The 14546-nt window shown below is 66.2% G+C and carries 13 protein-coding genes and 1 pseudogene; all 14 read right to left on the reverse strand.

Annotated features, from left to right (window positions below):
• Positions 1–2: 2 nt before the first annotated feature.
• On the reverse strand, positions 3–860 hold the full coding sequence (gene rpsC, locus ABZ463_RS05395; RefSeq protein WP_352015606.1) for a 30S ribosomal protein S3: 858 nt from the start codon (positions 858–860) through the stop codon (positions 3–5).
• Positions 860–1213: a 50S ribosomal protein L22 gene (rplV, locus tag ABZ463_RS05400; RefSeq protein WP_179819691.1), complete on the reverse strand. Its 354-nt coding sequence runs from the start codon at positions 1211–1213 to the stop codon at positions 860–862. Before rplV ends, rpsC begins: the two co-directional genes overlap by 1 nt.
• A gap of 67 nt (positions 1214–1280) precedes the next feature.
• Positions 1281–1559 carry a 30S ribosomal protein S19 gene (gene rpsS, locus ABZ463_RS05405; RefSeq protein WP_068896536.1) on the reverse strand — a complete coding sequence of 93 codons (279 nt, stop codon included), beginning with the start codon at positions 1557–1559 and terminating at the stop codon, positions 1281–1283.
• Positions 1560–1570: 11 nt separating this feature from the next.
• Positions 1571–2407 carry a 50S ribosomal protein L2 gene (rplB, locus tag ABZ463_RS05410; RefSeq protein WP_352015607.1) on the reverse strand — a complete coding sequence of 279 codons (837 nt, stop codon included), beginning with the start codon at positions 2405–2407 and terminating at the stop codon, positions 1571–1573.
• Between the two features lie 92 nt (positions 2408–2499).
• A complete protein-coding gene (rplW, locus tag ABZ463_RS05415; RefSeq protein ID WP_352015608.1) occupies positions 2500–2802 on the reverse strand; it encodes a 50S ribosomal protein L23 in 303 nt (100 codons plus the stop codon).
• Positions 2802–3449 (reverse strand): 50S ribosomal protein L4, encoded by a 648-nt coding sequence (rplD, locus tag ABZ463_RS05420; RefSeq protein WP_352015609.1) that lies wholly within the window; start codon positions 3447–3449, stop codon positions 2802–2804. Before rplD ends, rplW begins: the two co-directional genes overlap by 1 nt.
• Positions 3446–4099: a 50S ribosomal protein L3 gene (gene rplC / locus ABZ463_RS05425; RefSeq protein ID WP_352015610.1), complete on the reverse strand. Its 654-nt coding sequence runs from the start codon at positions 4097–4099 to the stop codon at positions 3446–3448. The genes rplD and rplC overlap by 4 nt, the downstream gene beginning before the upstream one ends.
• A 14-nt stretch (positions 4100–4113) precedes the next feature.
• Positions 4114–4422 carry a 30S ribosomal protein S10 gene (gene rpsJ / locus ABZ463_RS05430; RefSeq protein WP_012887830.1) on the reverse strand — a complete coding sequence of 103 codons (309 nt, stop codon included), beginning with the start codon at positions 4420–4422 and terminating at the stop codon, positions 4114–4116.
• 256 nt (positions 4423–4678) lie between these two features.
• Positions 4679–5872 (reverse strand): elongation factor Tu, encoded by a 1194-nt coding sequence (gene tuf, locus ABZ463_RS05435; RefSeq protein WP_352015611.1) that lies wholly within the window; start codon positions 5870–5872, stop codon positions 4679–4681.
• Positions 5873–6029: 157 nt separating this feature from the next.
• Positions 6030–8129 (reverse strand): elongation factor G, encoded by a 2100-nt coding sequence (gene fusA, locus ABZ463_RS05440; protein ID WP_362773259.1) that lies wholly within the window; start codon positions 8127–8129, stop codon positions 6030–6032.
• A 36-nt stretch (positions 8130–8165) separates the two neighbouring features.
• A complete protein-coding gene (gene rpsG / locus ABZ463_RS05445) occupies positions 8166–8636 on the reverse strand; it encodes a 30S ribosomal protein S7 (protein WP_179819699.1) in 471 nt (156 codons plus the stop codon).
• A 2-nt stretch (positions 8637–8638) separates the two neighbouring features.
• Positions 8639–9010: a 30S ribosomal protein S12 gene (gene rpsL, locus ABZ463_RS05450; protein ID WP_012887826.1), complete on the reverse strand. Its 372-nt coding sequence runs from the start codon at positions 9008–9010 to the stop codon at positions 8639–8641.
• Between the two features lie 523 nt (positions 9011–9533).
• The gene (locus ABZ463_RS05455; RefSeq protein WP_352015613.1) at positions 9534–13421 is read right to left on the reverse strand and encodes a DNA-directed RNA polymerase subunit beta'; all 3888 of its coding nucleotides are present in this window, start codon (positions 13419–13421) and stop codon (positions 9534–9536) included.
• Between the two features lie 27 nt (positions 13422–13448).
• Positions 13449–14546: pseudogene (locus tag ABZ463_RS05460) on the reverse strand (DNA-directed RNA polymerase subunit beta); the annotation flags it as partial.

Genomic DNA, 14546 nt, shown 5'->3' on the forward strand with positions numbered 1-14546 from the left:
GGTCAGCTCCCTTCAGCACCCGGCTGCGCAGCCGGGCCGGTCTCGGGGGTGGCCTGGGAGGCCGCCTCGTTCCTGGGGCCACGGTCACCGCGGCCGGCACCACCACGACGCGGACGGTCGCCACCGGCGCCGCCACGACGCGGACGGTCCCCACCGGGGCCACCACGACGGTCGTCACGGTCGCGACGCTGCCCCGCACGGGCACCGGCGGCGGCCGCCTCGCGCTCGGCGCGGCTGGTCGGAGCCTCACCCTTGTAGATCCACACCTTCACGCCGATGCGGCCGAAGGTGGTGCGGGCCTCGTAGAGGCCGTAGTCGATGTCGGCGCGGAGCGTGTGCAGGGGCACGCGGCCCTCGCGGTAGAACTCCGAACGCGACATCTCAGCGCCGCCGAGACGACCGGAGCACTGCACCCGGATGCCCTTGGCGCCGCTCTTCATGGCCGACTGCATCGCCTTGCGCATGGCGCGGCGGAAGGAGACACGGCTGGACAGCTGCTCGGCGACGCCCTGGGCGACGAGCTGAGCGTCGATCTCGGGGTTCTTGACCTCAAGGATGTTCAGCTGGACCTGCTTCTTGGTCAGCTTCTCGAGGTCACCGCGAATCCGGTCCGCCTCGGCGCCGCGGCGGCCGATGACGATGCCCGGACGGGCGGTGTGAATGTCGACCTGAACCCGGTCGGTGGTCCGCTCGATCTCCACCTTGGAGATGCCGGCCCGCTCCATGCCCTTCTTGAGCATGCGGCGGATCGCCACGTCCTCGGCGACGTACGACTTGTAGAGCTTGTCGGCATACCACCGGCTCTTGAAGTCGGTCGTGATGCCGAGGCGGAACCCGTGCGGGTTGACCTTCTGACCCACTAGCGGGTCCTCCCCTTCGGCTCGCGGGACTCCACGATCACGGTGATGTGGCTCGTCCGCTTGTTGATCCGATAGGCACGACCCTGAGCGCGGGGACGGAACCGCTTCAGCGTCGGGCCCTCGTCGACCCACGCACGGCTCACGAAGAGCGTGTCGCGGTCGAGCTTGAAGTTGTGCTCCGCGTTCGCAATGGCGCTGGACAGCACCTTGTACACGGTCTCGCTCGCCGCCTGGGGAGCGAACTGCAGCACGGCCTGCGCCTCCGAAGCGGGCAGCCCGCGAATGAGGTCCACCACACGGCGGGCCTTCATGGGCGTGTGGCGCGCGAACCGCACCTGAGCCCTGGCTTCCATCGCTTACTCCTCTTAACCTTCTGCTTCGTGTGGGACGGCCGGCATGACCTGCCGTCCTGTGAGGCGCTTACCGCCGGCTGCGGCGGTCTTCCTTGACGTGGCTGCGGAAGGTCCGCGTGGGCGCGAACTCACCGAGCTTGTGGCCGATCATCGCCTCGGTCACGAAGACCGGGACGTGCTTGCGGCCGTCGTGAACGGCGATCGTGTGCCCGATCATGTCGGGAACGATCATGGAGCGCCGCGACCACGTCTTGATGACGTTCTTGGTGCCCTTCTCGTTCTGGGCATCCACCTTCTTCTGAAGGTGGTCGTCCACGAAGGGACCCTTCTTAAGGCTACGTGGCATTTTGGCTGCTCCTACCGCTTCTTCCGCTTGGTCCGACGACGGATGATCAGCCGGTCGCTGGCCTTGTTCGCCGCACGGGTACGACCCTCGGGCTTGCCCTTCGGGTTCACGGGGTGACGACCACCAGAGGTCTTACCCTCACCACCACCGTGCGGGTGGTCGACCGGGTTCATCGCGACACCGCGGACGGTGGGGCGCTTGCCCTTCCACCGCATGCGGCCGGCCTTACCCCAGTTGATGTTCGCCTGCTCGGCGTTGCCGACCTGGCCGATGGAGGCCCGGCAGCGGACGTCGACCTGGCGCATTTCGCCGGAGGGCATACGCAGCGTGGCGTACTGCCCCTCCTTGGCGAGGAGCTGGATCTGCGCGCCGGCGGACCGGCCCAGCTTGGCGCCGCCGCCCGGACGGAGCTCCACCGCGTGGATGAAGGTACCGGTCGGGATGTTGCGCAGCGGCAGGCAGTTGCCGGGCTTGATGTCGGCCGTGGGGCCGTTCTCGATCTTGTCGCCCTGCTTCAGACCGGTCGGGCAGAGGATGTAGCGCTTCTCCCCGTCGGCGTAGTGCAGCAGCGCGATCCGGGAGGTGCGGTTGGGGTCGTACTCGATGTGAGCGACCTTGGCCGGGATCCCGTCCTTGTCATGGCGCCGGAAGTCGATGATCCGGTAGGCGCGCTTGTGGCCACCACCCTGGTGACGAGCGGTCACCCGGCCGTGGACGTTGCGCCCTCCCTTGCTGTGCAAGGGGGCAAGCAGCGACTTCTCGGGCGTGCTGCGCGTGATCTCGGCGAAGTCCGAGACACTGGCGCCGCGGCGACCCGGGGTCGTCGGCTTGAGTTTACGGATGCCCATCTTTTTCGTTCATCCTTCGTCGGTTAATCCGGTCGAATGCCCCCCGCTGTAGACGGGGGGCATTCTCCCTGTTCCTTACTTCAGCGAGCGGGTCAGCCGACCTGGCCGAAGATGTCGATACGGTCACCCTCGACCAGGCTCACGATCGCGCGCTTGGTGCTGGGGCGCTGGCCGTAACCGAACTTGGTCCGCTTGCGCTTGCCCTGGCGGTTGATGGTGTTCACACTGACCACCTTGACGCCGAAGATCTGCTCAATGGCGATCTTCACCTGCGTCTTGTTGGCGGTCTTCCGCACCAGGAACGTGTACTTGTTGTTCTCGTCGATCAGGCCGTAGCTCTTCTCGGAGACGATCGGCTTGATGATGATGTCACGCGGGTCGGCGATCTTCTCCATCAGGCGTCTTCCTTCCCGCTCTGGCTCAGGCGCGCGACGACCTGGTCGTACGCCTCCTGAGTGAAGACGACGTCGTCGTAGCAGAGCACGTCGTAGGTGTTCAGCTGCCCGGCGTCCAGCAGGTGGACCTCCGGAGCGTTGCGCAGGCTCAGCCAGGTGAGCTCGTCGCCCTCGTCGACGACGACCAGGACGCTGCGGGCCTGCGTGACCTTGCGCAGCGCCTCAAGCGCCACCTTGGTCTTGGGGGTCTCCCCGGTGACCAGCGAGCTGACCACGTGGACACGACCGCCGGTGGCCCGGTCGGACAGGGCGCCACGCAGGGCGGCGGCCTTCATCTTCTTGGGCGTCCGCTGGCTGTAGTCCCTCGGGACCGGACCGTGGACGGTGCCACCGCCGGTGAACTGCGGAGCGCGGGTCGAACCCTGACGGGCGCGGCCGGTGCCCTTCTGGCGGTACGGCTTCTTGCCGCCACCGCTGACCTCACCACGGGTCTTGGCCTTGTGCGTGCCCTGCCGACGAGCGGCGAGCTGGGCCACGACGACCTGGTGGATCAGCGGAACGTTGACCTTGGCGCCGAAGACGTCGCCGGGGAGGTCGACCGTACCGGACTTCGCGCCGCTCGCGTCGAGGACGTCAATGGTGCTCACTTGGCAGCCCCCTTCTTGGCAGCGGTGCGGAGGAGAACCAGGCTGCCGTTGGCGCCGGGGATCGCACCCTTGATCAGGATGAGGCCCTTCTCGGCGTCCACGGCGTGAACCTTGAGGCTCTGGATGGTGGTGCGGACGTTACCCATCCGACCGGCCATGCGCAGGCCCTTGAAAACGCGGCCCGGGGTGGCGCAGCCGCCGATGGAACCCGGCGAACGGTGCTTGCGCTGGGTACCGTGCGAGGCGCCCAGACCCTTGAAGCCGTGACGCTTCATGACACCGGCGTAGCCCTTACCCTTGCTCTTGCCCGTCACGTCGACGAACTGGCCCGCCTCGAAGGTGTCGGCCAGAACCTCCTGGCCCAGGGTGTAGTCACTCGCGTCGTCGGTACGGATCTCCGTGAAGTAACGACGCGGGGTGATGTCGTGCTTGCGCAGGTAGTCGCCGAGCGGCTTGTTGACCTTCCGCGGGTCGACCTGCCCGAAACCGAGCTGTACGGCGGAGTAGCCGTCCTTCTCGGGCGTGCGGACACGGGTCACGACGCACGGACCGGCCTCAACGACGGTCACCGGGACCATCCGGTTGTCCGCGTCGAAGACCTGGGTCATGCCGAGCTTCTTGCCCAGGACGCCCTTGATCTGCTTAGCCATGTCAGTGCGTTCCCTCAGAGCTTGATCGAGATGTCAACGCCGGCGGGGAGGTCGAGTCGCATGAGCGAGTCGACCGTCTTCGGCGTCGGGTCGATGATGTCAATCAGCCGCTTGTGCGTACGCATCTCAAAGTGCTCGCGGCTGTCCTTGTACTTGTGCGGCGAGCGGATGACGCAGTACACGTTCTTCTCGGTCGGCAGCGGCACCGGGCCCGCGACCTTAGCGCCAGTCCGCGTGACCGTCTCGACGATCTTCTTGGCCGAGCTGTCGATGACCTCGTGGTCATAGGCCTTGAGCCGAATGCGGATCTTCTGTCCCGCCATAATGGCCTCGGTGTCCTTCGCTGTCGTCTGAAAAAGTTGCGTGCGGCCTGTTGCCGCTAAATGTGTCCCACGGAGCAGACGCAGATGATCTGCGCTTTCTTCCGTGATCTGGCGGTTAGTTCGGTCACGGTGCGGCCGAACCAACTGCGAGATCACGGTTCTCGTGGGGCGTGAGACGCGGGCCGTACGGCACGAGCCTCCTCGTGGCGCGGCGGCCGACCCTGGGATGAGGGCCGACCGCCACTCCGCGATCGAACTACTTGATGATCTTGGTAACGCGACCCGCACCGACGGTGCGGCCACCCTCGCGGATGGCGAACTTGAGACCGTCCTCCATGGCGATGGGCTGGATGAGCTGGACGCTCATCTCAGTGTTGTCGCCAGGCATGACCATCTCGGTGCCCTCGGGCAGGTTGACAACACCGGTCACGTCAGTCGTACGGAAGTAGAACTGCGGACGGTAGTTGTTGAAGAACGGCGTGTGGCGGCCGCCCTCGTCCTTGCTCAGGATGTAGACCTGGGCCTCGAACTCGGTGTGCGGGGTCGTGGTGCCCGGCTTGATGATGCACTGGCCGCGCTCAACGTCCTCGCGCTTGATGCCACGCAGGAGCAGACCGACGTTGTCACCGGCCTGGCCCTCGTCGAGGAGCTTGCGGAACATCTCGACACCGGTGACCGTGGTGGTGGTCTTGGTGTCCTTGATGCCGATGATGTCAACGGTCTCGTTGACCTTGATGATGCCGCGCTCGATACGGCCGGTGACGACGGTGCCGCGACCGGTGATCGAGAAGACGTCCTCGATCGGCATGAGGAACGGCTTGTCGGTCTCACGCTGCGGCTGCGGGACGTTCTCGTCCACCGCGGTCATGAGCTCGATGATGCTGTCGCCCCACTTCTCGTCGCCCTCCAGCGCCTTGAGCGCGGAGACGCGAACGACCGGCAGGTCGTCGCCGGGGAACTCCTGGGCCGAGAGAAGCTCACGGACCTCGAGCTCGACGAGCTCCAGGATCTCCTCGTCGTCCACCATGTCGGCCTTGTTCAGGGCGACAACGATGTAGGGAACGCCGACCTGGCGGGCCAGGAGGACGTGCTCCTTCGTCTGCGGCATCGGACCGTCGGTGGCGGCGACCACGAGGATCGCGCCGTCCATCTGAGCCGCACCGGTGATCATGTTCTTCACGTAGTCGGCGTGACCGGGGCAGTCCACGTGGGCGTAGTGACGCTGCTCGGTCTGGTACTCGACGTGCGCGATGGAGATCGTGATACCACGAGCCTTCTCCTCCGGCGCCTTGTCGATCTTGTCGAACGGGGTCGCCTCGTTGAGGTTCGGGTAACGCTCGTGGAGCACCTTGGTGATCGCCGCGGTCAGAGTGGTCTTGCCGTGGTCGATGTGCCCAATGGTGCCGATGTTTACGTGCGGCTTGGTCCGCTCGAACTTGGCCTTGGCCACTGCTCTGTCTCCTTAGAGATTCTGACTTGACTTGCGTCTTTTCACTCGGGTTCGGGTGGCGCGTCCCCGAGGGGACCCGCCGATGAGAACCTCGCCCGTACGCCCCGGTGGCGGTTGGCGATCCTCTCGCCGTCCGTCACCAAGGCGGATACCGGGCTTACTCGCCCCGTACCTTCGCGACGATCTCCTTGGCGATGTGCGCAGGCACTTCCGCATAGGAGTCGAACTGCATGCTGTAGCTCGCGCGTCCCTGCGTCTTGCTACGGAGGTCACCCACGTAGCCGAACATCTCAGAGAGCGGCACGAGCGCGCTGACGACACGGTTGCCACCGCGCTCGTCCATCGCCTGGATCTGCCCGCGGCGACCGTTGAGGTCACCGATGACGTCACCCATGTAGTCCTCGGGCGTGGTGACCTCAACGGCCATCATCGGCTCCAGGATTACGGCGTCCGCCTTGCGCGCGGCCTCCTTGAAGGCCATCGAGCCGGCGATCTTGAAGGCCATTTCGGACGAGTCAACCTCGTGGTAGGCACCGTCCTGCAGGGTGACCTTGACCCCGACCATGGGGTAGCCGGCGAGAACACCGAACTCGGCGGCCTCCTGGGCGCCCGCGTCGACCGAGGGGATGTACTCCCTCGGGATACGGCCACCGGAGACCTTGTTCTCGAACTCGTAGCCGTCGTTGCCCTCGCCCAGCGGCTCGATGTCGATGATGACCTTCGCGAACTGACCCGATCCACCGGTCTGCTTCTTGTGGACGTAGTCGACCTTCTCCACCTTGCGGCGGATGGTCTCGCGGTAGGCCACCTGCGGGCGACCGACGTTGGCCTCGACCTTGAACTCACGGCGCATCCGGTCGACGAGGATCTCCAGGTGGAGCTCGCCCATACCCCAGATGACCGTCTGGCCGGTCTCCTCGTCACGACGGACCTGGAAGGACGGGTCCTCCTCGGCCAGACGCTGGATCGCGGTGCCCAGCTTCTCCTGGTCGCCCTTGGTCTTGGGCTCGATCGCGACGTTGATGACCGGAGCCGGGAAGTTCATCGACTCCAGGACGACCGGCTTGGCCGGGTCGGCCAGGGTGTCACCGGTGGTGGTGTCCTTCAGACCCATGACGGCGACGATCTGACCGGCGTGCGCCGACGAGCGCTCCTCGCGCTTGTTGGCGTGCATCTGGTAGATCTTGCCGATCCGCTCCTTGCGGCCCTTCACCGAGTTGACCACCGCGGTGCCGGTCTCGAGCGTGCCCGAGTAGATGCGGATGTAGGTGAGACGGCCCAGGTGCTGGTCGCTCATGATCTTGAAGGCCAGCGCGGCGAACGGCTCGTTCACATCCGCGTGGCGCTCGACGACCTCTTCCTCGTTGCCGACCGCGTGGCCCTTGAAGGCCGGGATGTCGGTCGGGGCGGGGAGGTAGGCGACGATCGCGTCGAGGAGGGGCTGAACGCCCTTGTTCTTGAACGCGGTGCCGGTCAGGACCGGGTTGATGGCGCTGGCCAGCGTCGCGCGGCGGATGGCCGCGACCAGCTGCTCCTCGGTGGGCTCGACGCCCTCAAGGAAGAGCTCCATCAGCTCGTCGTCGTTCTCGGCGACGGTCTCGACGAGCTTGTCACGCCACTCGCGGGCCGCCTCGGCGTGCTCGGCCGGGATGTCCACGATCTCGTACATCTCGCCCTTGGCCGCCTCGGCGCTCCAGAGCAGGCCCTTCATCTTCACCAGGTCGATGACGCCCTTGAAGTCGGCCTCGACGCCCCAGGGAAGCTGGACGACCGCGGGGGTCGCGTGCAGACGGCTGACCATCATGTCGACGCAGCGGTGGAACTCCGCGCCGACACGGTCCATCTTGTTGACGAAGCAGATGCGGGGCACGCCGTAACGGTCGGCCTGACGCCAGACCGTCTCGGACTGGGGCTCCACACCGGCGACGCCGTCGAACACGGCGACGGCACCGTCGAGGACGCGGAGCGAGCGCTCCACCTCGATCGTGAAGTCCACGTGACCCGGGGTGTCGATGATGTTGATCGTGTGGCCGAGCCACTCGCAGGTCGTAGCAGCGGAGGTGATGGTGATACCACGCTCCTGCTCCTGCTCCATCCAGTCCATCGTGGCTGCGCCCTCGTGGACCTCACCGAGCTTGTAGTTGATGCCGGTGTAGAACAGGATGCGCTCGGTCGTCGTGGTCTTGCCCGCGTCGATGTGGGCCATGATGCCGATGTTTCGGACCTTGGCCAGGTCAAGAGCGGTCGTGGTGGCCACTTCTCTCGCGTCCTCGTCGTCTCGTCGAACCCGCTGTTACCAGCGGTAGTGGGCGAAGGCCTTGTTGGACTCGGCCATCTTGTGGGTGTCCTCGCGCTTCTTGACGCTGGCGCCGAGGCCGTTGCTGGCGTCGAGCAGCTCGTTCATGAGGCGCTCGGTCATGGTCTTCTCGCGGCGGGCGCGGGAGTACTGCACCAGCCAGCGCAGGGCCAGGGTGGTGCTGCGCGCGGCGCGCACCTCGACCGGAACCTGGTAGGTCGCGCCACCGACACGGCGGCTGCGGACCTCAAGGGTCGGCTTGACGTTGTCCAGAGCCCGCTTCAGGGTGACGACCGGGTCGTTGCCCGTCTTCTCCCTGGCACCCTCAAGGGCGCCGTACACGATGGACTGAGCGATGGAGCGCTTGCCGTCCAGGAGCACCTTGTTGATGAGGGCGGTGACCAGGGGCGAGTTGTGGACCGGGTCAGCCATGAGCTGACGACGGCCAGGAGAACCCTTGCGAGGCATTCTTACTTCTCCTTCTTCGCGCCGTAACGGCTACGGGCCTGCTTACGGTTACGAACACCCTGGGTGTCCAGCGAACCACGGATGATCTTGTAGCGAACACCCGGCAGGTCCTTCACACGACCGCCACGCACGAGCACGATGGAGTGCTCCTGAAGGTTGTGCCCCACACCGGGGATGTAGGCCGTGACCTCGATGCCGTTGGTGAGCCGGACACGCGCGACCTTACGGAGCGCCGAGTTCGGCTTCTTGGGGGTCGTGGTGTAAACGCGCATGCAGGTGCCGCGTCGCTGAGGGCTGGCCTTGAGCGCCGGGGTCTTGGTCTTGGTGACCTTGTCCTGGCGGCCCTTGCGGACCAGCTGCTGAATCGTAGGCACCGCGTCTCCGTTCGTGCTTGCCGGTGATTCGAATGTCGTTGCTTTTGCAGGCACTGCCGGTGTCATGACCTGCGGTTTTTCCATCCACTCCGACCCACGCGCTCGGGCGTGTCGCGCACTTGTCGCGCCACTTCCCGAGGAGGGCCGCTCCGGTGGAGGAAGCCATACGGCGCCTCTGTCAACTCCCAGACGGGAGACCTATCGACGCGCACGCATGAGAGCCCATGAAGCCACGGGCACGAACGGAAAGACTACCTAGTCCAACGCAACACGTCAAAACGGTTGCGCCCTCCGGTCGCCGTTGCGAGCGCCCGTGTTCGTGTCGCGACTCCGCAGCCGATTTCCAGCCGGCCGCTGTCGGGTCCAGGCCACAGTTTACCCACCTTCAAGGACTCCTCCGGCCGTTCCGGTTACGAGCTCGTGGCTTTCCGGGCAACGTTCCGGTCAAAAAGCATCCGGACGCGACGGCGCCCGGTCCCCCTTTCGGGGAACCGGGCGCCGTCGTCGATCCGTTGCCTACCGGCTAGCGGTTGTACTGACCGAAGTCGTACTCCTCCAGCGGTACGGCCTCACCCGAGCCGGAGCCGAAGGTGTAGTCGGCCGCGGAGCCGTCGTAACCGCCGACGGTGTACATCGCGGCCTTGGCCTCCTCGGTCGGCTCGACCCGGATGTTGCGGTACTGCGGCATGCCGGTACCGGCCGGGATGAGCTTTCCGATGATGACGTTCTCCTTGAGGCCGAGCAGCGAGTCCGACTTGGCGTGGATCGCCGCGTCGGTGAGCACCCGCGTCGTCTCCTGGAAGGACGCCGCCGACAGCCAGGACTCGGTGGCCAGCGACGCCTTGGTGATACCCATCAGCACCGGACGGCCGGAGGCCGGGGTGCCGCCCTCGGCGACGCACTCGCGGTTGACCCGCTCGAAGCGCGGCCGCTCGACGAGCTCGCCGGGCAGCATGTCGGAGTCACCCGACTCAAGCACGTTCACGCGCTTGAGCATCTGCCTGACGATGATCTCGATGTGCTTGTCGTGGATCGACACACCCTGCGAGCGGTACACCTGCTGGACCTCGGCCACCAGGTGCAGCTGCACGGCCCGGGGGCCGAGGATGCGCAGCACCTCGTTGGGGTTGACGGCACCGGCGATCAGCTGCTGGCCGACCTTGACGTGCTGTCCCTCGGAGACCAGCATGCGCGAGCGCATCGACACCGGGTAGGCGATCTCGTCCGAACCGTCGTCCGGGACGATCACGATCTTCCGGGTCTTGTCGGTCTCGTCGATGCGGACCCGACCCTCGGCCTCGCTGATCGGGGCGACGCCCTTGGGGACGCGCGCCTCGAAGAGCTCCTGGACACGGGGCAGACCGTGGGTGATGTCCGCACCGGCCACACCACCGGTGTGGAAGGTACGCATCGTCAGCTGGGTGCCGGGCTCACCGATCGACTGGGCGGCGATGATGCCGACCGCCTCGCCGACGTCCACGAGCTTGCCGGTGGCCAGCGAACGGCCGTAGCAGGTGGCGCAGACACCGATCTTGGCCTCGCAGACGAGAGCGCTGCGGGTCCTGACGGTCTCGATACCGGCCTCGACCAGCGCGCTGACCTGGGCGTCGCCGATGTCGACGCCGGCGTTCGCGATGATCTTGCCGTCCACCTCGACGTCCTCGGCCAGGATGCGGCCGTGCACGTTGCTCTCGGCGTTCTCAGCCTTGACCAGGTTGCCCTGGGCGTCGCGCTCGCCGACGTTCAGCGGGACCGCGCGGTCGGTGCCGCAGTCGATCTCGCGAACGATGACGTCCTGTGCGACGTCCACCAGACGACGGGTCAGGTAACCCGAGTCGGCGGTCCGCAGCGCGGTGTCGGCCAGACCCTTTCGCTGTCCGTGGGTGGAGATGAAGTACTCCAGCACCGACAGGCCCTCGCGGAAGGAGGCCTTGATCGGACGCGGGATCGTCTCACCCTTGGTGTTGGACACCAGACCACGGATGCCGGAGATCTGACGGACCTGCATCAGGTTTCCTCGGGCGCCCGACTGGACCATCATCCAGACCGGGTTGGTCTTCGGGAACGCCTTCTGCATGTCGTCGGTCACGTCACTGGTCGCGTGCGTCCAGATCTCGATGAGCTCCTGACGGCGCTCCTCGTCGGTGATGAGACCGCGCTCGTACTCACGCTGGACCTTGTCGGCCCTGCGCTCGTACGTCTCCATGATCGTGGACTTGTTCGGCGGCGCGATGACGTCCTCGATGGAGATCGTCACACCGGCCCTGGTCGCCCAGTAGAAGCCCGCGTCCTTGAGCGCGTCGAGCGCCGCGGCGACCTCGACCTTCGGGTACTTCTCCGCCAGCTCGTTGACGATCGCGGACAGCTGCTTCTTGCCGACCTGCGAGTTGACGTAGGGGTAGTTCGCGGGCAGCGTCTGGTTGAACAGGCAGCGGCCCAGCGTGGTCTCCAGCCGGTACGGCTCGTTCGGCTCCCAGCCCTCGGGGGCGGCCCAACCGCGAGGCGGCGGGACGTCACCCTTCATCCGGATCTGGATCTTGGCCTGGATGTCCAGCTCGCGCCGGTCGAAGGCCATGAGCGCCTCGGAGACCGAACCGAAGACCCGGCCGTGTCCCGGAGCGTCCTCGTCGTCGTCCTTGATGGTGGTCAGGGAGTACAGACCGATGATCATGTCCTGGGTGGGCATGGTCACCGGCTTGCCGTCGGCCGGCTTCAGGATGTTGTTGGTGGACAGCATCAGGATGCGGGCCTCGGCCTGCGCCTCCGCGGACAGCGGCAGGTGCACGGCCATCTGGTCACCGTCGAAGTCCGCGTTGAACGCGGTGCAGACGAGCGGGTGGATCTGGATGGCCTTGCCCTCGACCAGCTGCGGCTCGAAGGCCTGGATGCCCAGGCGGTGCAGCGTCGGCGCGCGGTTGAGCAGCACGGGGTGCTCGGTGATGACCTCTTCGAGGACGTCCCACACGACCGGGCGCGCACGCTCGACCATCCGCTTGGCCGACTTGATGTTCTGCGCGTGGTTCAGGTCGACCAGACGCTTCATCACGAACGGCTTGAACAGCTCCAGCGCCATCTGCTTGGGCAGACCGCACTGGTGCAGCTTCAGCTGCGGGCCGACGACGATGACCGAACGGCCGGAGTAGTCGACACGCTTGCCCAGCAGGTTCTGACGGAAACGACCCTGCTTGCCCTTCAGCATGTCACTGAGGGACTTCAGCGGGCGGTTGCCGGGACCGGTGACCGGACGGCCGCGACGGCCGTTGTCGAACAGCGCGTCGACGGCCTCCTGGAGCATCCGCTTCTCGTTGTTCACGATGATCTCGGGGGCGCCGAGGTCGAGAAGACGCTTGAGGCGGTTGTTCCGGTTGATCACACGGCGGTACAGGTCGTTCAGGTCCGAGGTCGCGAACCGGCCACCGTCGAGCTGCACCATGGGGCGCAGGTCCGGCGGGATGACCGGGATGCAGTCCAGCACCATGCCGTTGGGCGAGTTGCGGGTGTTCAGGAACGCGGAGACGACCTTGAGACGCTTGAGCGCGCGGGCCTTCTTCTGGCCCTTGCCGCTGCGGATCGTCTCGCGGAGGTTCTCGGCCTCAAGTTCGAGGTCGAAGTTGGTCAGGCGCTCCTGGATGGCCTGGGCGCCCATGCCACCGCGGAAGTAGCGGCCGAAACGGTCGCGCATCTCGCGGTAGAGCAGCTCGTCGCCCTCAAGGTCCTGGACCTTGAGGTTCTTGAAGCGGCTCCAGACCTCGTCGAGACGGTCCAGCTCACGCTGGGCCCGGTCGCGAAGCTGGCGCATCTCGCGCTCGGCGCCCTCACGGACCTTGCGGCGCTGGTCGCCCTTGGCGCCCGCGGCCTCAAGCTCGGTCAGGTCGCCTTCGAGCTTCTTCTGCCTGGCCTCGACGTCGGCGTCACGACGCTGCTCGACGTGCTGGCGCTCGACCGAGATCTTCGCCTCCAGCGACGGCAGGTCGCGGTCGCGCATCTCCTTGTCGACATGCGTGATCATGTAGGCCGCGAAGTAGATGACCTTCTCCAGGTCCTTCGGGGCCAGGTCGAGCAGGTATCCCAGACGGGACGGGACGCCCTTGAAGTACCAGATGTGCGTGACGGGCGCGGCCAGCTCGATGTGGCCCATCCGCTCACGACGCACCTTGGCACGGGTGACCTCGACGCCACACCGCTCACAGATGATGCCCTTGAAGCGCACGCGCTTGTACTTGCCGCAGTAGCACTCCCAGTCCCGGGTCGGACCGAAGATCTTCTCGCAGAAGAGTCCGTCCTTCTCGGGCTTGAGGGTCCGGTAGTTGATGGTCTCGGGCTTCTTGACCTCACCGTGCGACCACTGGCGGATGTCGTCAGCCGTCGCGAGGCCGATCCGAAGCTCGTCGAAGAAGTTGACGTCCAGCATGTGTTGTTCCCCTCCTCAGCTTCTAGATCAGACCTCTTCGACGCTGCTCGGCTCGCGCCGGGACAGGTCGATGCCGAGCTCTTCGGCGGCGCGGAAGACGTCCTCGTCGGTGTCGCGCATCTCGATGGACATGCCGTCGCTGGAGAGCACCTCGACGTTCAGGCACAGCGACTGCATTTCCTTGATGAGGACCTTGAAGGACTCCGGGATGCCCGGCTCGGGGATGTTCTCGCCCTTGACGATCGCCTCGTAGACCTTCACCCGGCCCAGCACGTCGTCCGACTTGATCGTCAGCTGCTCCTGGAGGGCGTAGGCGGCGCCGTAGGCCTCCAGCGCCCACACCTCCATCTCACCGAACCGCTGACCGCCGAACTGCGCCTTACCACCCAGCGGCTGCTGCGTGATCATCGAGTACGGGCCCGTCGACCGGGCGTGGATCTTGTCGTCGACCAGGTGCAGCAGCTTCAGGATGTAGATGTAACCCACCGAGATCGGGTGCGGGAACGGCTCCCCCGAACGCCCGTCGAACAGGCGGGCCTTGCCGTTCGGGCCGACCATACGGCCGCCGTCCCTGTTGACCAGGGTGTTGTCGAGCAGGCCGACGATCTCTTCCTCGTGGGCGCCGTCGAAGACCGGGGTGGCCATGTTGGTGCGGGGCTCGACCTCGGCGAAGCCCTTGTCACGCAGCCGCTCGGCCCAGGCCTCCTGCACGCCGGAGATATCCCAGCCGCGGGCGGCGATCCACCCCAGATGGGTCTCCAGCACCTGGCCGACGTTCATCCGGCCCGGCACGCCGAGCGGGTTGAGGATGATGTCGACCGGGGTGCCGTCCTCCAGGAACGGCATGTCCTCCACGGGCAGGATCTTGGAGATGACGCCCTTGTTGCCGTGACGGCCGGCGAGCTTGTCACCGTCGGTGATCTTGCGCTTCTGCGCCACGTACACGCGCACCAGCTCGTTGACGCCCGGCGGCAGCTCGTCGCCCTCCTCACGGGAGAAGACACGCACGCCGATGACCTTGCCCTGCTCACCGTGCGGGACCTTCAGCGAGGTGTCACGCACCTCACGGGCCTTCTCCCCGAAGATCGCCCGCAGCAGCCGCTCCTCCGGCGTCAGCTCGGTCTC

The organism is Streptosporangium sp. NPDC020145 (assembly GCF_040631275.1).
Classification (GTDB): domain Bacteria; phylum Actinomycetota; class Actinomycetes; order Streptosporangiales; family Streptosporangiaceae; genus Streptosporangium.

Excerpts from the sequence above, each read along its gene's own strand:
- rplW (WP_352015608.1), bottom strand. The coding sequence starts at position 2,802 with ATGGAGAAGATCGCCGACCCGCGTGACATCATCATCAAGCCGATCGTC.
- rpsS (WP_068896536.1), bottom strand. The coding sequence starts at position 1,559 with ATGCCACGTAGCCTTAAGAAGGGTCCCTTCGTGGACGACCACCTTCAG.
- rpsG (WP_179819699.1), bottom strand. The coding sequence starts at position 8,636 with ATGCCTCGCAAGGGTTCTCCTGGCCGTCGTCAGCTCATGGCTGACCCG.
- rplV (WP_179819691.1), bottom strand. The coding sequence starts at position 1,213 with ATGGAAGCCAGGGCTCAGGTGCGGTTCGCGCGCCACACGCCCATGAAG.
- ABZ463_RS05455 (WP_352015613.1), bottom strand. The coding sequence starts at position 13,421 with ATGCTGGACGTCAACTTCTTCGACGAGCTTCGGATCGGCCTCGCGACG.
- rplB (WP_352015607.1), bottom strand. The coding sequence starts at position 2,407 with ATGGGCATCCGTAAACTCAAGCCGACGACCCCGGGTCGCCGCGGCGCC.
- rpsJ (WP_012887830.1), bottom strand. The coding sequence starts at position 4,422 with ATGGCGGGACAGAAGATCCGCATTCGGCTCAAGGCCTATGACCACGAG.
- rplC (WP_352015610.1), bottom strand. The coding sequence starts at position 4,099 with ATGGCTAAGCAGATCAAGGGCGTCCTGGGCAAGAAGCTCGGCATGACC.